Genomic DNA, 21563 nt, shown 5'->3' with positions numbered 1-21563 from the left:
GATCCGCTCTGAAAACGCTGATGATGCACGAATCTGGCAAGATTGACGGGAAAACCGGCCGGAACGGATCAGGGGTCGTCTCGGCAGATCCGGCGGAAAGCGCGTTTCAGCATATCCAGCTCAGCCCGCAGCAAATCAATTTCGGCCCTGAGATCATCTGCGGCGGGCTCACCGGCAATCACGGTGAAGCTTCCCAGTTTCTCGGTCGTGGTTGCATCTGCAACGACGAACGTGTGGACGCCTTCGGATAGAGCGGCAACAGGCACCTGAATGCGCAAGTCCCATCCGTCTTCTGCGGGCGACAGGTCAACATCGCTCAGGGTTTCGCCCTGATAGCTTACCTCGGGGTTTGGCGTATTGCTGGCTTGAATGTGGCCTTGCCAGATTCCGTTTTCGAAACGGATGAAGGTTAGCTTGGTCTGCGTCATGACTGATCTTCTCACAAATCGGCGCGATGAAAACGGCAAAACGTAAGATCCCGGACCACCATGCGATTCATTTCGGGCGATTCAAAAATCAGATCCAGCCACATTTTTTCGATCCTGCGCTCATTCAGGGGAAGGTGCGCAAGATCAAAATCCACGGCTTTTGACACCTCGCCGGGATCAAGGCTTCGCAACACCTGTTCCATATTGGGCCCGTGCTGAATGTTGAGGCGCGCGAACACGCCCAATGGCTTTTCACACTCGATCAGGGTTTCCACCCTCACAAGGTGCTCGCGCGTTAGGTGAATTGCAGCGTCCTCAGGCAATTCGACCGAAACGGACAGAAAGGATCCCCCAAAGCTGAAAACCTCGACCACGAGACTGAACGGAGCCAGATCTCTGTCCCCTCTGTTTCGGATTTGCCGCACGGCAATTTCGGAAAGCGGGCAATCGTGGAACAGGCTGACCTGACGGTCCAGAACGGTCTTTCGCGGCGCCGAAGCCACACCCGGTTGCGTCAGAGGTCCGCGCCATAGGTCGGGTCGGCAGCTCCAGTCTGTTCCGACGGGTTTGGGAAATTGCGTGGACCCAATCGTTGGCCGGATCAGGCGGCTGTCTGCCTGCTGAATCAAATGATCAAGATGCCTGCGCAAACCGCGGGCCTGATCCCGTTGCAAACGCAAATCCGCCTGGCTGGCAAACGGCGCCTGATGCGCGGCCCGGCGCCAGCGCCTCAGAATCTTGCGATGAAAATAGCGATCCAGAATCCTGCCCATGGCCACGTCGTCCGATAATGTTCGGCCTTAGTCAAGAACAACGGCATGAACAAAACCGCAATAACTGAATTGCTGTCGAAGCTTTGTGTTTTCCTGTTGGGGTCTGCCCGCAATCTGGTTAGGTGCAACATGCTGAAACTGACCCGGTCTATTCTTGCAATGTACCGGGTCAGTGCTTACCGTTTGGCTCCTGCAAAGTGGGTCACCCCAAGAACAGCCACACAACAGTTTAGCGCATGACAAGGCCAGGTTATGGAGTCCACTTTATTTGCCTTCATTTGGAAATATTCGAAGAAACAGCAACTTGTTCTTCTACTGCTCACGGTCCTGTCGTTCCCGTTTCTTTACGCTTCGCTGGAATTGCCCAAACAAATCATCAACGACGCAATCGGCGCGCCGGGTGACACGGTAACCATCTGGAACTTCACCGTGACGCAGGTTCAGTATCTGATGATACTGTGCGTTGCATTCCTGGCGACGGTGATCGTGAGCGGTGTCATGAAGATGCGCATCAACACGATGAAGGGTGTCCTTGCAGAGCGCATGCTGCGGCGCTTGCGCTACACGTTGATTCAACGGTCGATGCGGTTTCCGAAATCCTATTTTGCGACAACCAGCCAGGGTGAGCTGGTATCGATGATCACGTCCGAGGCCGAACCGATGGGTGGCCTGATGGGGGATGCCATCGCGCAGCCGGTTTTCCAGTTCGGCCAGATGATGACGATCGTCACCTTCCTGTTCATGCAAAGCGTTTGGTTCGGACTTGCCAGTATCGCGCTGATCCCGCTTCAGGCCTGGCTGATCCCCAAGCTTCAGCGGCAAATCAACCTTCTGAACAAGGACCGCATTCAGGAAGTTCGACGTCTGAGCTCGGAGATCGGCGAAACTGCGGCGGGTATCAGCGATCTGCGTACCAACGGAGGATGGCGCTATCGCCTTGCGCAATTCAGCCATCGGCTGGGGAAACTGTTCGAGATCCGTTTCAAGATCTACAACAAAAAATTCTTCATGAAGTTCCTCAACAACCTGATAACTCAGATGACACCTTTCCTGTTTTATTCAGTGGGTGGATATCTGGCGATTACCGGTGAAGTGACCGTCGGTGCGCTGGTTGCCGCGTTGGGCGCCTACAAGGATCTGAGCGGCCCGTGGAAGGATTTGCTGACCTATTACAACCAAGTCCAGGACATGTCTTTGCGGTGGGAAATCGTCACCGAGAAGTTTGCGCCGGACAACATGATACCGGAAGAACTGTTCGAGGGTGAACCTGAAACCATCCCGCGACTGACTGGCGACATCGAGCTGCGAAACGTGACGGTTCGCGACAGCGATGGTAAAACCGTTCTCGAAGATCTTGATCTGACCATTCCGCGTGGCGCGCGCGTCGCAATTCAGTCTGGACAGGCGTCGGAACGCAGTGCGTTGGGACAGCTTCTGACTCGTGAGGTGTTGCCGGCTCAGGGTGAGGTGATCATAGCCGGGCATGATCTGCGGGGTCTGCATCAGGCCGTCATCGCGGCCCGGATCGGCTATGCCTATTCGCGCCCTTACCTGTTCGACGGGACGTTGGGCGACAACCTCTTGATGCCTTTGCGCACGCATCCGCGACATCAAGCAGATACGCTCAGGGCCCCGACGCGGTGGCAGATCGAAGCTGTTCGCGCAGGCAATTCACCGGATTCTCTGGACGATGAATGGATTGATCCCGGCCTCGCCGGTCTTGACGATATCGACGACATACGTGACTGGTGGTTCCAGCTGGTGGAAGCGATGGGCATCGACGAGTTCATGTTCCGCCGCACATTGCGTACGCAGTTCGACCCGGAGATTCACCCGGTTCTGGCACAGGAAGTTGTCAATCTACGAGGGACCATCGCCAAGCGCCTGGCTGAAAAGGGGCTTGATCGCTATGTGTACCGGTTTGACCCTGATCGGTTCAACCCGGCAGTTCCGCTGGGTGGCAACCTGTTGTTCGCCGCACCATCCAGGGACATTTCTCCGGATATACTGGCGGGTGACGAACGGTTCGTTCAGATGCTCAGCGCCCATGATCTGGCGGACGACGTGATCAGCATCTCTCAGGCTGTCATGGACACGCTCAGCAAGACCTTCGGGCGGGACGGGGCGGATCACCCGCTTTTCCTGAAGCTTGGCATGTCCAAAGACATGTATCACAAATTGCTGGATATCGAAGAACGGCGCAAATCCAAAGGCGATACGGCAGTGAGCGACCAGGAGCGTGCCTTGCTATTGACGGTGCCGTTCCTGTTGACGGCCGAGCAGATCGGCCCAAACTTCCCGGAAGAATACAAGGAAAAGATTCTTGCCATCCGCAAAAGCCAGGCCAAGCGGCTGCGGGATGCGATGGGCGGCATGTTCATGTCAGTTGCGCCGGACATTTATGTGCCGCGCCTGACCGTGATGGAAAACGCGATCTACGGCCGGGTGTCGTTGATGGCCGGTGCACACGCGGACGAAATAGAAGACGTTGTGGCCGAAGCCATGAACGAAGCCGGCCTGCGACGCCGTGCAGCTGCCATCATCTACGATCTGCCAACAGGCCTGGGCGGGAACAATCTGCCGACCGTCTTTCAGGAGCGTGCCGCGTTCTCACGCGCGGGGATCAAACGGCCTGACGTCCTGATTCTGGACAGGGCCCTGGCAAGTCATGATTCCGAAAGCCGGTTGCGCACCCGCCTGAAACTGCGGGAATTGTTGCCGGATTCCATCATGATCTTTATGGAAGATCACTTTGCACATCCCGAAGCGTATGATCTGTTTGTGGAAATCAAGGATGGTCGTATCGACGGTGTGTCTCGATCCAAATCCACGCCAGAAGACAGCACGTCTGACGATCTGAGCCGCAAGCTCGAGATCATTTCCGCGACCGAGTTGTTTTCCGGTGTGGATGGCCGCAACCAGCGGCTGCTTGCTTTCTCAGCGCAATGGTACGAAGCAGCAGCGGGGCAAGTCATCTTCTCGCGTGGTCAGGCGCCCGACGCGGCGTATCTGTGCGTCTCGGGGCAGGCCAGGCTGGACTGGCCCACGGATGATGGACAAAAACGCCCGATCTCGATCATCGAGCCCGGGCGACTGATCGGTGATCTCTCGATCATCACGGGAGAGCCCAGACAACTGGATCTGGTCGCCACCGAAGATTGCAGTTTCCTGCGTATCGGTGCCGAGGAACTGCGTGCGGTGGTCGAAAGCGATGCTTCGGTTGCGACGCAATTGCTACAGACTGTTGCGGGGTATCTGACTACGTTGTCCACAAGAATCAATGCGGCGCAGAACCCCGAGGAACTGCTCCCGACCATTACGGATCAGGCGATTCAGGAAAGCACGGGTGAAAATGCCTAAAGCATATTCCGCTCATGACCATCTGGTCGAAACCGCACGCGGCAAACCGGAAATCTGGCGCCTGTTGCTGGGGCTCTTGCTGGTTGCCGTGCTGGTCAGCGTTCTGAACATGGTGTTTTTTACCGTGGTTGCCGGGATGGGCCCGGAAAGCTGGGCGCAGACGCTTCTGATGGGCGGTTCACCCCTCGCGCTGCTATTGCTGTTGGCCAGCTTCGGTTTCATCATTCTGGGCGTGGCCGTCGCCGCGCGGCAGGTTCAGCACAGGTCATTGGTGTCCATTGTCGGCGGGTACCGATTGGCAGCGGGTCAATTCCTGAAAGTGTTGAAAGCATTGCTTATTCTGGGCGTTGTCGGGTTCCTGCTGCCGCCTTACGGCTTTGGCGGATCTCTGTCGCAGAACCTGCCATTGTCGACCTGGCTTCTTCTGTTGCCGGTCTCGGCCTTGGTTGTTCTGGTGCAGACCAGCGCCGAAGAACTGTTGTTCCGAGGATATATTCAGCAAACCCTGGCAGCCAGATTCCAATCCCCTGTCATCTGGATGGGGGTGCCCTCCATCCTGTTTGCAATCGGACATTACACGCCCGACATGGCTGGCGACAACGCGCTGCTGATTGCGCTATGGGCTTGCGTTTTCGGTGTGCTGACGTCGGACCTGACGGCACGGGCCGGAACATTGGGGCCAGCTATCGCCTTGCATTTTTTCAACAACATCATTGCGTTGCTGTTCATCTCGTTGCCTGACAACCTGAACGGGCTGGCCCTGTTCACCCTTCCGTTCGATGCATCTGATGCCGAACAGCTTCGTCCCTGGCTTCTGGTGGACCTTGCGGTGATGTTCGTTTGCTGGCTGGCCGCGCGACTTGCGCTCAGGCGTTGATTGCAATTCCTTCCGTGGCGTCCTATTTGACGTCAACACCGCACAAGCCAAGGTTCCGACATGAACTGGATCACAAACTACGTCCGCCCCCGGATAAACTCGATCTTCTCACGCCGCGAAGTGCCTGAAAACCTCTGGCACAAATGCGACGAATGCGGAACGATGCTGTTCCATCGCGAGCTGGCGGAAAACCAGAATGTCTGCACACAGTGCGACCACCACATGGCGATCACGCCGCGTGAGCGGTTCAAGCACTTGTTTGACGGCGGGATCTTTACGGAACTTGAGGTGCCTGCGCCAAAAGACGACCCGTTGCAATTCCGCGATCAGAAGAAATACCCCGACCGCATGAAGGCAGCGCAGAAGAAGACCGGCGAAAAAGAAGCCATGCTGGTCGCCTTGGGTGAAATCGGCCGCACCCCAATCGTGGCCGCCGCGCAGGACTTTTCGTTCATGGGCGGATCAATGGGGATGTATGTCGGCAACGCGATCATCGCTGCCGCGCAGGAAGCGGTAAAACTCAAGCGTCCTCTGATCCTTTTCTCGGCAGCCGGTGGCGCCCGTATGCAGGAAGGTATCCTCAGCCTGATGCAGATGCCGCGCACCACTGTGGCAGTCGAGATGCTGAAGGAAGCCAACCTGCCATATATCGTTGTTCTGACTCATCCGACGACTGGCGGGGTCACTGCATCTTATGCGATGCTGGGCGATGTCCATATCTCGGAACCCAATGCGCTGATCTGCTTTGCCGGACCTCGCGTGATCGAGCAGACGATCCGCGAAAAACTGCCCGAAGGCTTTCAGCGTGCCGAATACCTGCTGGATCACGGTATGCTGGACCGTGTCACCAAACGTACCGAAATGCGCGACGAGTTGATCACCATCACGCGGATGCTGATGAATTTGCCGCCGGCGATCATGGGCGATCTGCCTGCACCGGAACCAACCGACGCAACAGACCCCCCCGCCGAAGAGACAGATCAGAAATGACGGCCAAGACGTCCGACGCCATCCTCGACCGGATGATGGCGCTGCACCCCAAGATCATTGATCTGACCTTGGACCGTGTCTGGCGTTTGCTGGCTGCACTGGACAATCCTCAGCTGAAACTGCCGCCGGTCATCCATATTGCCGGGACCAACGGCAAGGGCTCGACTCAGGCGATGATCAGAGCGGGGCTTGAGGGGGCAGGGCGCTCGGTACACGCCTATACCTCGCCACACCTGGCCCGTTTCCATGAACGCATTCGATTGGCCGGAGAGCTGATCTCGGAGCCAGAACTGACGGCAATTCTGGATGAATGCTACGCTGCCAATGGCGGCGAAAACATCACCTATTTCGAGATCACCACATGCGCCGCCCTGTTGGCCTTTGCCCGTGCCAAGGCAGATTACACTCTGCTCGAGGTCGGGCTGGGCGGGCGTCTGGACGCCACAAATGTGATCGAAAACCCGGCCGTCACGGTTATTACCCCCGTATCCATCGATCATGAACAGTTCCTGGGTGGTACTTTGGGCAAGATCGCGGCGGAAAAAGCGGGCATCATCAAGCCCGGCGTTCCGTGCATTGTCGGCCCGCAACAGGACGAAGCGCTTGAGGTCATCGAATACACGGCCGCCCGATTGGGTGCGCCTTTGTTGGTTCATGGTCAGCACTGGCACGTGCAGGAAGAAAACGGACGTCTGATCTATCAGGACGAAACCGGTTTGCGGGATGTGCCTCTGCCCAACCTTCTGGGCGCACATCAGGTTCAGAATGCGGGCGCAGCGTTGGCTGTTCTGCGCCATCTGAACATGGGCGACGACGCGTACGAAGCTGCCGTGACCAAGGCCGAATGGCCGGCGCGCATGCAGCGTCTGAAATCCGGCCCGCTCGTAGATCAGGCGCCGCAGGCCGAGATTTGGCTGGACGGTGGTCATAACGCCGCCGCAGGTGTCGCGTTGGCGGATGTGTTGGCGAATCTGCCGCCAAAACCGACGCACATGATCTGCGGCATGCTCAACACCAAGGATGTGACCGGGTATCTCGCACCTCTGGCAGAGAAGGCGACAAGTCTGACAGCCGTGTCCATTCCGGGCGAGACCGCAACGCTCAGCGCGGAAGAAACCGCTGCGGCTGCGGCCAGGGTCAACCTGCCCGCATCCACCGCTGACAGCGTAGCGGACGCATTGAAAGTGATCACGGACAATGACCCACAGGCGCGTGTTCTGATCTGCGGCTCGCTCTACCTGGCCGGAAAAATTCTGCAAGAAAACGCGTAGGCCCGTTCCAGCCTCATGATCTGGCTGACACGGTCTTGGATGGGGCGGGCGATACGGGCGGATCAGCGCCTCTGTCGCCCCCAATCCTGATCCTGCATTTCCCGCAGGCGCGATGCCGTGCGTTCAAATTCGAAGGTTCCTTCGCCTTCGACATACAGCATCTCGGGTTCGGCCGCAGCCGAACAGATCAAACGCACCCTAGCTTCGTAAAGCGCATCGATCAGGGTGACAAAACGCTTGGCTTCGTTGAAATTGTTCCGAGACAGGCGCGGGATGTCCTCAAGCACCAGCACCTTCACTTCTTCCGCAATCGCCAGATAATCGCCCGGTCCCAACATGCGGCCACACAGATCATAGAAGGAAGCCCGCGCCACCCCGTTGCGAAAGGCGGGCAATTCAACGGCCCGACCTTTGACGTGCAACACAAGCGGATCAGCGGGCCCACCGGCAAGATCTGTCCAGACCTGCCGGATTTTTTGCCGGGCTTCTGGGCCAATCGGAGTGAAATAGACCGGGGCACCCTCCAACCGGTTCTGCCGATAGTCCGTGGGCGACACCAACTCCCACACCTGCAACTGCTCTTTGATATGCGCGATGAACGGCAGAAACAGCTGCCGGTTCAGCCCATCCTTGTACAGATCGTCGGGATGCCTGTTCGACGTGGTAACCACGACCACGCCGCCCTCGTGCAACAAGTCAAACAGCCGCCCGACGATCATCGCGTCCGTAATGTCGGTGATCTGCATTTCGTCAAATGCGAGCAAGCGAACTGAGTTGACCACCTCCTTCGCCACCGGTGCCAAGGCATCCTCGACATTCTGTTGCCGGGCCTTGTGCATTCCAGCATGGATTTCCTGCATAAAGGCATGAAAATGCACACGCCGTGCCGGGATATTGCCCAGCGTATCGACGAACATGTCCATCAGCATCGATTTTCCACGCCCGACACCGCCCCATAGGTACAATCCTTTGGGGGGCGGAGGCGCCTTGCGGAAGAGCCCGCGTTTGACCGGCTTGGACAGTGCCGCCCGGATACGTTCGAATTGGGGCAGAACGGCCTCTTGCGCGTCGTCGCGTGTCAGGGTTCCGTCCGCGATGCGGGCCTCGTAAAGCGAAATAAGATCCGTCATGAATCCGAGCCTTACCCGTCACCTCGCCCGTTGAAAAGAAGCCATTTTTGACGACACATCAATTTTGTTTATCCGTGTCCGCAAATCTGCTGAATTGACGGTGACACCAAAAGTAATACGGTCCTCCGGACGTAACGCCTGAGGTCCCATGTTCCAATCCGTCCGCTTGTTGAATCCGATTCTGATTGTCGGATGTATCATCATCACGGTCAGCTTCGCCGTGCGCGCTTCGTTCGGCGTATTCCAGATTCCGATAGCGGATGAGTTCGGCTGGCTGCGGACCGATTTCTCGATGGCGATTGCAGTTCAGAACCTGGCCTGGGGCATCGGGCAGCCGATCTTTGCTGCGATTGCCGAAAAGGTGGGCGACCGCCGAGCCATCATTCTTGGCGCTCTCACCTACGCGGCTGGCATGGTGCTGACGGCATGGTCCGTTACGCCGTTCGAGCATCAGATATACGCTTGGCTGGTGGGTTTCGGCATCGCCGGAACCGGGTTTGGTGTGGTTCTGGCGGTTGTCGGTCGCGCGTCCACCGACGAAAACCGGTCCATGTCGCTGGCCATCGTTACCGCCGCGGGCAGCTTTGGGCAGGTTCTGGGGGCGCCAACCGCGGAATGGCTGCTGTCATTCCTGCCATGGCAGCACGTCTTTGTCGTGTTCGCCGTGGCGATTCTTGCGCTTGTGTTGACCTTGCCCTTTATGCGCGCACCACAGCCCGCCTCGAAGTTTGAGCTGGAAGAAAGCATGAGCGAGATACTGGGCAAGGCGTTCCGCGATCCTTCCTACGCTCTCATTTTTCTGGGGTTTTTCAGTTGCGGATATCAACTGGGCTTCATCACCGCGCATTTCCCGGCATTCGTGACCGAGATGTGCGGGCCAATCCAGCCCGGAGGCGTACTGCACGCCATCGGGATCACCTCCACATCGGCCCTGGGTGCCGTGTCGATTTCATTGATCGGTCTGGCCAATATCGGCGGTACGCTACTGGCGGGTTGGGCCGGCAACCACTTTCCGAAAAAATATCTTCTGGCCGCAGTCTATACGGGCCGGACGATTGCCGCGGCTTTGTTCATCGTGTTCCCGATCACACCGCTTACGGTCATCGTGTTCTCGCTGGTGATGGGATCGCTTTGGCTGGCCACCGTGCCGCTGACTTCGGGTCTCGTCGCGCATCTTTACGGTTTGCGCTATATGGGAACGCTCTATGGTTTTATCTTCCTGAGCCACCAGATCGGCAGCTTTCTGGGTGTCTGGCTTGGCGGGCGCATGTATGACCAGTATGGCGACTACAACATGGTTTGGTGGATCGGGGTCGCGATCGGTGCCTTCAGCGCGATAGTACACCTGCCGATCCGCGAGAACCGAACAGCGGTTCCTGCCTGAGGCACAACGATACGCCACAGGCCGGGAACCAATCGGGTAAAGGCGTTACCGAAGTTCGGCTTCGGTGTTGCCGCCATCCACCGTCACGACATGACCGGTGGTGCGTTCCATCAGCGCCAGCGCAACAAAGGCATGCGCGACATGCTTTGCCTCGACTTCGCGGCCCAGCAGGTTGCCTGACATATAGGTCTCCTCGGAAACGCCACGTGCGGCAGCGCGTTCCTGAATGAACCCATCCGTCAGCAGGCCAGACCGAATTCGATCTGCATTCACCCCGTTCACACGGATTCCATATTCGGCCAATTCAAGTGTCAACTGGCGCAACAGGAACAGGGTGGCGGCTTTTGGCGTGCCATAGGCCCCCATGTTCCGGCCCGGGTTGATCGCCTGTTTCGAGATATTGAACAGGATCTGACCGCCGCGGCCCTGAGCTTGCATCACTCGGGCAGCCTGTGTCGCAAACGCCTTGTGCGCGAAGAAATTCAGTTCAAAAGCCGCACGGAATTCCTCGTCGCCAAGATCCAGCAACGCGCCCGAAGTCGCGGCCCCGGCATTCGATACCATTACATCGAGCCCACCAAACCGGTGTATCGCCGCCGCAATCGCGGCATCTGCGGCGCCTTTCTCGGTGACGTCGCAGGCATATGACGAATGCCACGTGCCAAGGGTCGATTTGGCATCTGCCAACGCCCGTTCATCCCGATCCACCAGAACGACATTTGCACCGGCATCAGCAAAGGCCTTGGCGGTCGCCAGACCTATCGCCCCAGCACCGCCGGTCACCATCACGATCTTACCCTGAAGCGGAGGCGCTGAGCTTTTGCCCAGCTTCGCCTGTTCCAAGGACCAGTATTCACAATCAAAGCGATCTTTTTCATTGATGGGGAAAAAACCGCCCGCGTCTTCGCCCACCGTTCGCACCCGCAGGTTTTGTTCCGCAAGATCCGCCGCTGCCGAGGCAGCCTTCGCGTTCGGGCCCATTCCCAGGATCCCCACACCCTCGATCCAGGCATGCTTGGGGTCTTGGGGCAACAGTTTCTTGGGTTCGTCGGCCTGCGGCGCCTGCCGTTCAAAGTATTCCCGATAGTCTTTGGCAAACTCTTCGACCTTTGCCTTGATCCGTGACCGTCCCCCGGATAGGTCCGGCGCCCGCAAAACAAGCGGGCAGCCTTTTGTCCGCAACACGTGATCCGGCGACGCCATGCCCCGCTGGGCCAGTGTATCAATGTCCGGACGATCAAAAAACCGCATCACTTCCGGCCCGTTGCGAAGGTCAAAAACCGGCATCGGGTCATCCCGTTGAGCCGCCACTTCGGCGATGACCCCGCGCAGGATCGGCAATACCTCAAGATTCTCAGCCGGATCGCGACGGCCAATTGTCGTCAGGTCCTTCATTCCGAAATAGGCAGCAACCTCGTTGGTATGCGCCACGATCCGGTCATAGCTTTCCTGCGCCGTCGCGCCGAACGTAAAATGCCCGTGCTGAAGCAGCAGAAGCCCTTCGACATTCGGGTTTTCGTCAAACACCTCGGCCGCCTTTTTGGCCAGCCCGAAGCCAGGCATGATATAGGGCACAATGCCCAATCGGTCGCCAAAAATCTCGCGGCAGACATCCTTGGCATTTGGCAGATTGGCGAGCACCAGAAAGGGTGTCGCGTGCGTGTGATCCACATATTTATGCGGCAGAAATGCATGCAACAGTGTTTCCACAGAGGGGTTCGGTGAACCCGAGTCCAACAGATTGGCGCGCTGAACATTGACCATCTGCGCGTCTGACAGATGGTCCAATGCGCGCAGTTTCATCAAAGAATCAAGCCACACACCTGGCAGGCCCGGCGCCTCGATGCTGTCCAGATCCCACCCAGATCCCTTGACATGCAGAACGCGCTGCGGATCGCCGAACAGATCAGGGCGTTCCAGCTTGACCGACGTGTTGCCTCCTCCGTGCATCAGGAGGTCCGGGTTCTGACCGATCAGCCGCGAGGTATAGACACGTTCGCCCAGCTCCTGATCTGCGGGATCTGTTCCGGCCCGATCCCGCCATTTCCGTGCCTCGTCGGCCCTGTACCAGTTTTCAATCATCATTCATTCTCAGCAAGTTAAGCGGGTGCATGATCCGCATGGGCGATTGCACAATTCAGGACTGTGCTAAACAAAGTGTTAACCAGCCCGTTCGGGAAACAACCGGGAAAGCCCGTCGGCAGAAGCCTCGCTGACTCCGCGCTCGGTGATAAGCCCCGTCACCAGCCGGTTTGGGGTGACATCAAAGGCAGGATTGCCACCTTCCGTGCCATCCGGCGTCACGCGTACATCCGAGATACTCCCCTGCCCATCAACCCCCATGACATGGGTGACTTCCCTGGCATCACGTTCCTCGATCGGGATTTCAGCCACACCGTCGCGAACGGTCCAGTCAATCGTGGGTGAGGGCAGGGCGACGTAAAATGGCACACCGTTGTCCCGCGCAGCCAAAGCTTTCAGATAAGTCCCGATTTTGTTGCATACATCACCTTGGGCCGTGGTTCGGTCCGTGCCCGTAATCACCAAATCAACCAGACCGTGCTGCATCAAATGACCGCCGGCATTGTCCACGATGTAACGATGGGGAATGCCATGTTCGCCCAATTCCCAGGATGTCAGCGCGCCCTGGTTGCGCGGCCTGGTTTCATCCACCCAGACGTGCAGGGGGATGCCCGCGTCATGCGCGTGATACATCGGGCTTGTGGCCGTGCCCCAATCCACAGTCGCCAGCCATCCCGCGTTGCAATGAGTCAACAACCGTACCGGCTCACCGGCGGGTTTTCGGGCCGCGATATCCTTGATCAGTTCCAACCCGTGGCGGCCGATTGCGGAGTTGATCTCGACATCTTCGTCTGCAATCTCCTGCGCCAGCGACCAGGCGCGCTCGGCACGATCACCAGGAGCAAGCGGCATCAGCGCTTCTCGGCATCTGTCCAATGCCCAACGCAGGTTGATTGCCGTGGGTCGGGTTGCATGCAAAACGTCATACGCAGCGTCGAAGGAAGCTTCGGAACTGTCCCGAGACATCTGCTCGGCAATTCCAAACGCAGCGGTCGCGCCAATCAAAGGTGCGCCCCTGACCCACATATCCCGTATCGCAGCTGCAAATTCATCAAGCGTTTTTAGGGTTACGACCCGAAAATCATGCGGCAACCACCTTTGGTCGATGATCCGGACCTCGCCTTCCGGTTTGTCCCACCAAATAGACCGATAATGGGTGCCTTTTACTTTCATAACGCAGTCTCCGTATTCGAAAAGCCTGATCGGAATTCAAGCACAGGGTGCGTTCTAATGAGGTACTTGTAAACGGGCGTTTCGGAATTCGGGTCAGTATTTGATCGGGCAAAAGGAAAGATCATCCCTTTCTGGCAGCACGTATTTCCCGTTCCAGGGCGTCCAGAAACCGCGAGCGGTCGGCCTTGCCGAAGGGCCGCCCACCGCCGCCGGTTCCCAACGGATTGGCCGCGCGCAGATCAGCCATCAAATCACGCATGGCCAGTTGCTGACCAATATTCGCCGCCGTGAAGGTTTCACCGTTCGGGCGCAGCACGCGCGCACCGGCTTCGACGCATTTTGCAGCCAAAGGAATGTCGGACGTAATGACGACATCCCCCGCTCCACAACGTTCGGCAATCCATTTGTCGGCCTCATCGGCGCCTTCGGAAACGACAATGATCTGCACCAGCGGGTTGGCCGATGGTCGAAGCCCGCCATTGGACACCAGCGCCATCGGCACTTTGTGCCGGGTCGCGACCCGTTCGGCCTCGGCTTTTACAGGGCAGGCATCGCCATCGACATACAGCGTCGTCACGCCTTCTTCGCCTCTTTCCTTGCCGGTTCCGCGGGTTTCTTTTTGACCTTGAATTCCTCGGGTATGGGCATGCGGTTGAACGCATCCAGGCCCGCGATTTTATATGCTTCGGCAAGTGTCGGGTAGTTGAACGTGTTCTGAACGAAGTAGTCCACCGTACCTTTCAGGTTCAGCACGGCCTGCGCGATATGGATCAACTCCGTCGCGCCTTCACCAACGATCTGGACACCCAGCACCCTGCGGGTCTTGAGCGAGAACAGCATTTTCAACATGCCGTGTTCCAGCCCCATGATATGCCCGCGTGACGTCTCGCGGAACCGTGCCACTCCGACCTCGTACGGGATGTTGCGCTCCTGCAATTCTTCTTCCGACATTCCGCAGGTTGATATTTCGGGCACTGAATAGATGCCGTACGGATACCACGGGCTTTCCGGCAGCGTGGGCGTTTCAAGCGCGTGACAGGCAGCCACGCGCCCCTGTTGCAAAGAGGTCGATGCCAGCGACGGATGTCCGATCACATCGCCCGTGGCATAGATATGTGGCACAGCCGTTTGATAGGTCTTGCGGTCGACCTTGATCCGGTTGCGATGGTCCGTCTCCAGCCCGACGGCATCCAGATTGAGTTTGGACGTCGCTCCCATGCGTCCGGCCGCAAACAGAAGCATTTCAGCACGAACGTGGCGACCGTTGTCGAGTGTCACTTCCACATGCTCGCCGGCGTCTTCAATCTTCTCGACAGCCGAGCCCAAACGCAGGTCGACACCGTTTTCCCGGATCTGATGCGTAAAGTCGTGGATCAACCGGCTGTCGATGAAATCCAGAAACGTGTCGCGGGGTTCAATCAGCGTGACGCGCACGTCCAGGGCTGAAAACATCGTGGCATATTCCACACCAATGACCCCGGCACCGATGACAACCAGCGAGCGCGGAATCTCTGCCATTTCCAGAAATTCGTCACCATCCACCACCGTCTTGCCGTTGAACGGAACATAATCCGGGCGATAGGTTTTCGTGCCTGTCGCAATCAGGAACTTCGCGGCCGTCACGCGCGTTGTTTCTCCGGCATCGGTTGCGACTTCTACTTCGTGCGGTCCGACAAACCTGGCCAGACCGTCCAGAGTTTCGACGTGGTTCCGGTTGAACTGATGCTCCAACACGTCGACCTCGTGGTCGAGGGTCATATGCAGTCGGGCTTTCAGATCCTCTGCCCGGATCTGATCCTTTACCCGGTAGGAACGCCCGTAAAAGCTGCGTTCGCGCCAGCCCGACAGGTTCAGCACCGTTTCGCGCAGGGTCTTGGACGGAATTGTACCGGTATGGACAGAGACGCCACCAAAACGGTCTTTGCGGTCGATGACCAGCACGCGCCGTTTCAGTTTGCCTGCCTGAATCGCCGCAGAACGCCCAGAAGGCCCTGACCCTATGATGATCAGGTCATAATCGTAATTGCTCATCCCTCAGTCTCCGTACAGGGCCTCGGCATGGAAGATGACGTGATCTTCCATAAACGTGGACACAAAGAAGTACGAATGATCGTAACCCGGCTGGAAGCGATACGTCGCTTGCTGGCGGCGTTCGGCAATGGCTTGCGCCAACGCTTCGGGGCGCAAAAGATCCATGAACTGATCGTTTGCACCGGTGTCGATCAGGATAGGACCGTCGAAACCGGTTTTCTTCATCAACAAAGACGCATCGTGTTTTGCCCAAAGCGCTTCGTCGTCACCGAGATAGGCGCTCAGCTGTTTGCGGCCCCAATCCGCTCCGGTCGGGTTCGAGATCGGCGCAAAGGCTGACACCGAACGGAAGCGTCCCGGCAGGTTCATGGCAAGTGTCAGGGCACCGTGACCCCCCATGGAATGGCCCGTAATGGCCTGACGTTCGCTGTCGATGGCGAAGTTTTCGAACAGCAGGGCGGGCAGCTCTTCGGCAACATAGTCCCACATCCGGAAATGAGGCGCCCAAGGTTTCTGTGTCGCGTTCACATAGAATCCCGCGCTCTGACCCAGATCGTAATCCTCATGATCCGCGACACCTTCACCACGCGGTGACGTATCCGGAAACACCACCGCAATTCCCTGTTCCGCGGCCCACGCCTGAGCCCCGGCTTTGGTCATTGCGTTTTCATGGGTGCAGGTCAATCCCGACAAATACCAAAGAACCGGGACCGGGCCGTCCTTGGCCTCGGCTGGAAGAAACAGGCCAAAAGTCATGTCACACTTGCACGACGAGGAGGCGTGGCGGTACACGCCCTGCACACCGCCGAAACAGGCATTTTCCGAAAGGGTTTCCATCAGGCACCGTCCTTATTTTCGAGTCGCAACATGGCTAACGATCCGCGGACCCGGCGTAAAGTCCGTGCGCCTTCGGTGAGAGTATTTTTCGAAAAGGTGAAGGTCAGAAAGTGCCCGCCCAGGCGATCACCATCGGCACGGTGAGAATACTGACGATCGTGGATAGAAGGATTGCCGCCGACGCGCGATGCGGGGCAATGCCGTAATGCGCAGCCAGCATGTAAACATTGCCCGCAACAGGTAAAGCCGCGGCAGAGATGGCTACAGTTGCCGGAAAAGTTTCAATCGGTATCAGCCATAGCAGTGCGACCGCGACGCAGGCCGGATGGATCACCAATTTGCAGAAACTCAACCAAGCCGCGATCTGGACACGTTCAGCCGACTTGCCTGCCAATGATGCGCCAATGGCGAACAATGCTCCGGGAGTTGCGGCACCGCCGAGAATGGTCAGAAAATCGCCAAGAGGTTCAGGAACAGGTATTTTCAGCGAGGACCAGATGAGACCGGCCGAGATGGATACGATCATGGGATTCCGGACCAAACCCATTCCGATCAGCTTGAAGGTGGTCGGGGTCAATTTACCGTCACGGCCGCCATTGATCAGGATCACGATCAAGGATGAAAACACCACCAGATCGACGGTCAGGACCAGCATCACGGGCCCAATCGCAGCCTCGGAGAACAAAAGAGCAAGCATGGGCAGACCCAGGAACCCGACATTGCCGATGGCCGCGCACTGAGCTTCGACCGCGGCGGTCGGGATGTCGAGCCCGCGCAGCCAGGCGATGGCCGATGCCAGAACGTATACGGTCACGGTGCCCAGCAGATATCCAAGGATGAGCCGGGCATTGAAAATCTCGGCAAAGGGAAGGGTGGCTGCAAAGCGAAACAGCATCGCTGAAAGCGCAAAGTAAAAGACGAACTTGGTCAGATAGGCCGTGGCTTCAGCCGTGAAGAACCGCGTGCGCCCCGCCCAAAAGCCCAGGCCGATGATCGCGAAAAACGGAAGGGTGCGCAGAAAGATTTCGACCATGGGCCAAGTCCTAGCACGGTTTGAACGCGCTGCAAGTACCCGACATCAAAGCAAATGCATCGTCAGCTTCGCTGAAATATTCGAGAATCGTTGTATCTAAACCGAACGGTTTATAAACTGGCGCAGTTATCGATCGAGGAGACGACATGACCCAGACTGCCACCATCCTGCGCACCGGCCGGAAATTCGATCAGGTTCTGCGCGGGGCTCGAGAGGTTTTCATGGCGGATGGGTTTGAAGGTGCAAGTGTGGATGACATCGCTCGCGCAGCCGGTGTGTCAAAAGCAACGCTCTACAGTTACTTCCCTGATAAGCGCCTTTTGTTCATGGAAGTCGCCCAAACAGAATGCTGCCTGATGGCCGAGCGGGTCATCTCGATGATCGACGAAACCAAGCCGGCCCGCGAAGTGCTTCAGATCACGGCGACACAGCTGACCAGATTTCTTGTGTCAGATTTCGCGCAACAGGTTTTCAGGATCTGCGTTGCCGAACGCGACAGGTTCCCCGAACTTGGTCGCGCGTTCTATGAGGCGGGGCCACAAAATGGCCAGCGACAGATGGCCGAGTATCTGGAAAAAGCCGTGGCCAAGGGCGAATTGGCCATTGATGATGTACATATCGCTGCCGAGCAGTTTTCCGAACTGTGCAAAGTGCGGATCTGGACCCGGGCGGCTTTTGGCATTCAGAACACCTTCACCCAGGAAGAAATAGATCAGGTCGCTGCTCAGGCTGTTGACATGTTTCTTGCCCGTTACGGGGTCTGACCCACAAAAGTGATGGCCCGCGCCCGGAACAGGGGCGCGGACCACCGCTCACTCACCAAAACACTCGATACACAACAGTTTAAAGCTGTAAGTCTTGTAAAACCGTTTACTCGATGAAGGTTCCGGTCAGACTGTCGCTGACAGGCTGTGCCAGATACGCAATCACCGCGCGTTCGCCTGTTTTGACGAACAGGTCTGCGGGCCTGCCGGGGTCCAACTTCAAATCCGCCGCTTCGCCGGATTGCTGATCGTTCAGTTTGACCCGGGCTTTTGAAAGATCCCGCAAGTATGTTCACTTTCCAATGCGTTACCGAGATATCAAAGATAACACCTGGGGCCTCGGGCACATCGGCCTGCGCGAAAGGGGACAAACTGACCTGCCCCGGAAACGTCCCTCGTTCTGATGTAGAGCTTGTTTGGCTTTGGAAGGCGCAAATGAATGCGAAAAAGCTGTTTCACGAAAGCCCGGATCATTGGGATGGACCCGTCACGCTTTCGTGCCGCTCCGATTGCTTGCTATCGCAGCCTTTGCATCGAAGGCCAAAGGGCTTTTCCAGCCGAGGGCCGAGTGCCTGCGTCGTCGATTGAAGAAGCCCTTGAAACATTCGAAGATTGCGATCTCGGTGTCTCTACACGTTTTTCAGGATTGCTGCCACAACAGCTCAGCTTTGATCGCCTTGAAGAAGGTTTCGACCATTGCCCGGCAGGCTCATGTATAGCATTCTTTCCAGAGGCGGGCGGCGTTATCATAGCAGTTGCTGGTTCTGGCTGAGCGGACGATCGCGGTAAACGCGATACCCTCTTGGACTGACATCCATTGATCTGGCACAGCCGCTCGACAGGGAGGATGTTGGAGGTCTTGGCGATGAAAGCAAACCTCATTTGCTTTACTCCGCAATGAACTTGGTGGCAGTTTTTTAGCTCCTCTCCATCTTAAGCATGCGGTTCTTTTTCCGCAGTTCCGCGACCTCGCGCTCGAGATCAGACTGGGCGGACGGCTTCTCAGGATTGCGCCGATCCTGCTGGATCAAACGGCTCAGCGTCGAGAAGCCAATACCAAAATCTGTTGCAACCTGCTTTCGCGGCAGGCCGCTGGTTAACCTTACCCGCACTGCCTCCGCGCAAAACCCCGGGACAGGACCGGATAGACTGGCTTTAGGATCGAAATATCATCTTTCGGAAGGGTCAAAGGGGCTATGACGGCAGTAAGGAAGGTGTGTTCGAAACAGTAAGGTTTTTCACCACCTTCAAAACCTGTTCCGCGCGTTGGCCTCAATACGTGGTGCGCATCTGGTATCCCTGATGGAAAGTCATGCGCACGAATGTAACGGGATCGCTGCGAAACCAGGTCGTGCGTTCCAGCTGAAACAACGGAGTGCCGGGCGGTACGGCCAGGAACTCCTGCAAATGCCCTGTTGCCGGGACAGCCGAGAAGGCAATTTCAGCGTTTGAAAACGGCACCTCGGACAGCAGCCATTCATTCGGCCCGGTGGTCAGGAAATCTTCGTCGAGAACCTGAGGCACGGTGCTGACGTTGATCCAGCGTTCCTCGAACTGAAACGGACGGTTGTCGGCGTGGTGCATGCATTGCAGATGTATGACCTGCGCACCTTCGGGAATGCTCAGCTTTGCCTGCAACCACGCGGGGCAGTCGATCAGTGTTCGGCTGACCAAGGCATAGCGGTATTCGGCATTCATTTCTTCGATGGTCTGCCGAACGACAGCGATTGGCAGCTTCGCCTGCTTTACCGGCGTGGTCACAACACGCGTGCCACCCTTGCGTTTGCGGGTGACAATGCCTTGTTCGGCAAGTTCCCGCAGCGCCCGATTGACCGTCGCCCGTGCAACGCCGAATTCGGCTGCCAGTTCCATCTCGGTGGGCAACAGGCTGCCCTGCGGCCAGACTCGGGTTTGAATGCGGTTCACGACTTCGTCCCGAATGTCCTGGAAACCTAGATGTTTTTGATCGGTCACGTGGTGTTCATCCAATTACGTACAAACATATTGGTATTATGAGGCCATTTTTGTCAGCCCGTAAAGGCGGCAGCAAGCTCAAAGCCTCGGCATGAGATCAGCCATGGCCCGCCGATAGTCAGATACGATCCGATCCCGTGCAATATGACGGCCCCGGCGTACCTGATGGCGGCCAGCCGACCACAGATCTGTCACTACGTGATCCTTCGCGGCAAAGACCAACCCGTCGAGCAACTGTTCAGGACGCAGGGCGCAAAGCGCAGGGTCCTGACTGTCAATGGCAACAAGATCCGCCAGCATCCCTTCTGCGATCTGACCCGCCGCGCGCCCCAGGGCTTGCGCGCCACCCAAAGCCGCATTGCAATACAGTGTCTGTCCAACCGAACCGTCCCCTTCGACCAGAACATTCCGCGACAGGTCTCGCAGGCGTTGGGAATACTCCAGCGTACGCAGTTCCTCTGTCGTCGAAATCAAAATGTTTGAATCCGACCCAACTCCGAAACGACCACCGGCTTCAAGAAAGACGGCGCCATTGAAGGGGCCATCCCCCAAATTGGCCTCGGTGATCGGGCAAAGCCCCGCGACCGCGCCGGTTGCCGCCATATCGCGGGTTTCCTTTTCCGTCATATGTGTGGCGTGGATGAGGCACCAGCGTTGGTTTACCGGCGCATTGTTCAGCAGCCATTCCACCGGGCGGGCGCCCAGACCCTCGTGAACCTGCGCAACCTCCATCGGTTGTTCCGCTATGTGAATGTGGACAGGTCCCGTCTTTTTTGCGTCCAGAACCCCGGCAAGATCTTGCGGTGACGTCGCGCGCAAGGAATGCGGGGCAATGCCTATCTGACAGTCATCCGGCAGATCGCCCAGTGCCGCTTGTGCTTGCTCGACCAACGCCAGATAGCGGTCCACGTCATTGCCAAATCGTTGTTGACCCGCTTCCAACGGCTGCTCGCCGACCCCCGCATAGGAATAAAGTACGGGCAGATGCGTCAGCCCTATTCCCGTCTCGGCCGCAGCAGCCATGATCCGCTGAGACAGCTCTGCAAGATTGGCATAGGGTGTGCCGTCTGGCTGGTGATGCAGATAATGGAATTCACCAACCGAGGCGTAACCTGCTTCCTGCATCTCCATATAGACCAGTGCGGCGATCGCCTGCACCTGATCGGGCGTCAGGTGCGCGGTGAAACGATACATCAGTTCCCGCCATGTCCAGAAACTGTCGCGTCCTGCCATGCGGTATTCGGTCATCCCAGCCATCGCGCGCTGGAACGCGTGGCTGTGCAGATTGGCCAGCGCAGGCAGCAAAGTGTCGACGCATGTATCGCCATCTTGCGCCGTCGCGCCCTGTTGCAGCGACGCTATCAGACCTTCCTTGACTTCTACCCGCAGGTTCGAAGTCCAACCGGTGCTCAATAATGCGCGATTAGCAAAGACAGCCATTTTTTACCTCATTTTA

18 protein-coding genes and 1 pseudogene are annotated in these 21563 nt (G+C 57.5%); 6 read left to right on the top strand and 13 right to left on the bottom strand.

The features are described from left to right. Positions 1-68: 68 nt before the first annotated feature. On the bottom strand, positions 69-428 hold the full coding sequence (locus AC2FFD_RS05770) for a hypothetical protein (RefSeq protein ID WP_480684955.1): 360 nt from the start codon (positions 426-428) through the stop codon (positions 69-71). Positions 429-439: 11 nt separating this feature from the next. Next, positions 440-1201, bottom strand: a complete 762-nt coding sequence (locus AC2FFD_RS05765; protein WP_496872425.1) for a DUF6478 family protein — start codon at positions 1199-1201, stop codon at positions 440-442. A gap of 252 nt (positions 1202-1453) precedes the next feature. Here AC2FFD_RS05765 and AC2FFD_RS05760 point away from each other — a divergent pair, with 252 nt between their 5' ends. Genes AC2FFD_RS05760 through AC2FFD_RS05745 form a run of 4 tightly spaced genes read left to right on the top strand, consistent with a single transcriptional unit; the run spans position 1454 to position 7699 of the window. Further along, positions 1454-4561, top strand: a complete 3108-nt coding sequence (locus tag AC2FFD_RS05760; protein WP_496872423.1) for an ABC transporter transmembrane domain-containing protein — start codon at positions 1454-1456, stop codon at positions 4559-4561. Beyond that, a complete protein-coding gene (locus tag AC2FFD_RS05755) occupies positions 4554-5438 on the top strand; it encodes a CPBP family intramembrane glutamic endopeptidase (protein WP_425079702.1) in 885 nt (294 codons plus the stop codon). The genes AC2FFD_RS05760 and AC2FFD_RS05755 overlap by 8 nt, the downstream gene beginning before the upstream one ends. Before the next feature lie 60 nt (positions 5439-5498). After that, the gene (accD, locus tag AC2FFD_RS05750) at positions 5499-6428 is read left to right on the top strand and encodes an acetyl-CoA carboxylase, carboxyltransferase subunit beta (protein ID WP_170345291.1); all 930 of its coding nucleotides are present in this window, start codon (positions 5499-5501) and stop codon (positions 6426-6428) included. Then, a complete protein-coding gene (locus AC2FFD_RS05745; protein ID WP_496872419.1) occupies positions 6425-7699 on the top strand; it encodes a bifunctional folylpolyglutamate synthase/dihydrofolate synthase in 1275 nt (424 codons plus the stop codon). The genes accD and AC2FFD_RS05745 overlap by 4 nt, the downstream gene beginning before the upstream one ends. Positions 7700-7761: 62 nt before the next feature. Here AC2FFD_RS05745 and zapE read toward each other — a convergent pair whose 3' ends face one another. After that, positions 7762-8829: a cell division protein ZapE gene (gene zapE / locus AC2FFD_RS05740; RefSeq protein ID WP_496872418.1), complete on the bottom strand. Its 1068-nt coding sequence runs from the start codon at positions 8827-8829 to the stop codon at positions 7762-7764. Between the two features lie 148 nt (positions 8830-8977). Here zapE and AC2FFD_RS05735 point away from each other — a divergent pair, with 148 nt between their 5' ends. Beyond that, the gene (locus tag AC2FFD_RS05735) at positions 8978-10213 is read left to right on the top strand and encodes an MFS transporter (protein WP_496872417.1); all 1236 of its coding nucleotides are present in this window, start codon (positions 8978-8980) and stop codon (positions 10211-10213) included. A 45-nt stretch (positions 10214-10258) separates the two neighbouring features. Here AC2FFD_RS05735 and AC2FFD_RS05730 read toward each other — a convergent pair whose 3' ends face one another. The 6 genes from AC2FFD_RS05730 to AC2FFD_RS05705 form a co-directional block, all read right to left on the bottom strand. Continuing rightward, positions 10259-12298, bottom strand: a complete 2040-nt coding sequence (locus tag AC2FFD_RS05730) for a bifunctional aldolase/short-chain dehydrogenase (protein WP_496872416.1) — start codon at positions 12296-12298, stop codon at positions 10259-10261. Positions 12299-12373: 75 nt separating this feature from the next. Next, positions 12374-13468, bottom strand: a complete 1095-nt coding sequence (gene mtnA, locus AC2FFD_RS05725) for an S-methyl-5-thioribose-1-phosphate isomerase (RefSeq protein WP_496872414.1) — start codon at positions 13466-13468, stop codon at positions 12374-12376. 121 nt (positions 13469-13589) lie between these two features. Then, positions 13590-14045 carry a YaiI/YqxD family protein gene (locus tag AC2FFD_RS05720; protein WP_496872412.1) on the bottom strand — a complete coding sequence of 152 codons (456 nt, stop codon included), beginning with the start codon at positions 14043-14045 and terminating at the stop codon, positions 13590-13592. After that, the gene (gene sthA, locus AC2FFD_RS05715) at positions 14042-15499 is read right to left on the bottom strand and encodes a Si-specific NAD(P)(+) transhydrogenase (protein WP_496872411.1); all 1458 of its coding nucleotides are present in this window, start codon (positions 15497-15499) and stop codon (positions 14042-14044) included. Before sthA ends, AC2FFD_RS05720 begins: the two co-directional genes overlap by 4 nt. A gap of 3 nt (positions 15500-15502) precedes the next feature. After that, complete coding sequence (fghA, locus tag AC2FFD_RS05710; protein ID WP_496872409.1) at positions 15503-16336, bottom strand: S-formylglutathione hydrolase; 834 nt, start codon at positions 16334-16336, stop codon at positions 15503-15505. A gap of 103 nt (positions 16337-16439) precedes the next feature. Beyond that, complete coding sequence (locus AC2FFD_RS05705; protein WP_170345299.1) at positions 16440-17369, bottom strand: AEC family transporter; 930 nt, start codon at positions 17367-17369, stop codon at positions 16440-16442. Positions 17370-17515: 146 nt separating this feature from the next. Between AC2FFD_RS05705 and AC2FFD_RS05700 the strand changes: the two genes are divergently transcribed. Continuing rightward, positions 17516-18133 (top strand): TetR/AcrR family transcriptional regulator, encoded by a 618-nt coding sequence (locus tag AC2FFD_RS05700; protein ID WP_170345300.1) that lies wholly within the window; start codon positions 17516-17518, stop codon positions 18131-18133. Positions 18134-18239: 106 nt separating this feature from the next. On the opposite strand, the gene AC2FFD_RS05695 is transcribed toward AC2FFD_RS05700, so the two are convergent. The 4 genes and pseudogenes from AC2FFD_RS05695 to AC2FFD_RS05680 form a co-directional block, all read right to left on the bottom strand. Beyond that, a complete protein-coding gene (locus tag AC2FFD_RS05695) occupies positions 18240-18419 on the bottom strand; it encodes a hypothetical protein (protein WP_496872406.1) in 180 nt (59 codons plus the stop codon). A gap of 201 nt (positions 18420-18620) precedes the next feature. Next, positions 18621-18833, bottom strand: a pseudogene (locus AC2FFD_RS05690) (hypothetical protein); the annotation flags it as partial. Positions 18834-19405: 572 nt separating this feature from the next. Then, complete coding sequence (gene hutC, locus AC2FFD_RS05685; RefSeq protein WP_496872405.1) at positions 19406-20107, bottom strand: histidine utilization transcriptional repressor HutC; 702 nt, start codon at positions 20105-20107, stop codon at positions 19406-19408. Between the two features lie 78 nt (positions 20108-20185). Further along, positions 20186-21547, bottom strand: coding sequence for a formimidoylglutamate deiminase (locus tag AC2FFD_RS05680; RefSeq protein WP_496872403.1), 1362 nt, complete (start codon positions 21545-21547; stop codon positions 20186-20188). Between the last annotated feature and the right edge of the window lie 16 nt (positions 21548-21563).

This window comes from Ruegeria sp. YTSC002, assembly GCF_059609845.1.
The sequence above is the reverse complement of the archived record's forward strand: the minus strand, read 5'-3'. Positions and strand labels throughout refer to the sequence as shown.

Coding starts and splice junctions, on each gene's coding strand:
- AC2FFD_RS05770 (WP_480684955.1), bottom strand. CDS start 428: ATGACGCAGACCAAGCTAACCTTCATCCGTTTCGAAAACGGAATCTGG.
- AC2FFD_RS05765 (WP_496872425.1), bottom strand. CDS start 1,201: ATGGGCAGGATTCTGGATCGCTATTTTCATCGCAAGATTCTGAGGCGC.
- AC2FFD_RS05760 (WP_496872423.1), top strand. CDS start 1,454: ATGGAGTCCACTTTATTTGCCTTCATTTGGAAATATTCGAAGAAACAG.
- AC2FFD_RS05755 (WP_425079702.1), top strand. CDS start 4,554: ATGCCTAAAGCATATTCCGCTCATGACCATCTGGTCGAAACCGCACGC.
- accD (WP_170345291.1), top strand. CDS start 5,499: ATGAACTGGATCACAAACTACGTCCGCCCCCGGATAAACTCGATCTTC.
- AC2FFD_RS05745 (WP_496872419.1), top strand. CDS start 6,425: ATGACGGCCAAGACGTCCGACGCCATCCTCGACCGGATGATGGCGCTG.
- zapE (WP_496872418.1), bottom strand. CDS start 8,829: ATGACGGATCTTATTTCGCTTTACGAGGCCCGCATCGCGGACGGAACC.
- AC2FFD_RS05735 (WP_496872417.1), top strand. CDS start 8,978: ATGTTCCAATCCGTCCGCTTGTTGAATCCGATTCTGATTGTCGGATGT.
- AC2FFD_RS05730 (WP_496872416.1), bottom strand. CDS start 12,298: ATGATGATTGAAAACTGGTACAGGGCCGACGAGGCACGGAAATGGCGG.
- mtnA (WP_496872414.1), bottom strand. CDS start 13,468: ATGAAAGTAAAAGGCACCCATTATCGGTCTATTTGGTGGGACAAACCG.
- sthA (WP_496872411.1), bottom strand. CDS start 15,499: ATGAGCAATTACGATTATGACCTGATCATCATAGGGTCAGGGCCTTCT.
- fghA (WP_496872409.1), bottom strand. CDS start 16,336: ATGGAAACCCTTTCGGAAAATGCCTGTTTCGGCGGTGTGCAGGGCGTG.
- AC2FFD_RS05705 (WP_170345299.1), bottom strand. CDS start 17,369: ATGGTCGAAATCTTTCTGCGCACCCTTCCGTTTTTCGCGATCATCGGC.
- AC2FFD_RS05700 (WP_170345300.1), top strand. CDS start 17,516: ATGACCCAGACTGCCACCATCCTGCGCACCGGCCGGAAATTCGATCAG.
- AC2FFD_RS05680 (WP_496872403.1), bottom strand. CDS start 21,547: ATGGCTGTCTTTGCTAATCGCGCATTATTGAGCACCGGTTGGACTTCG.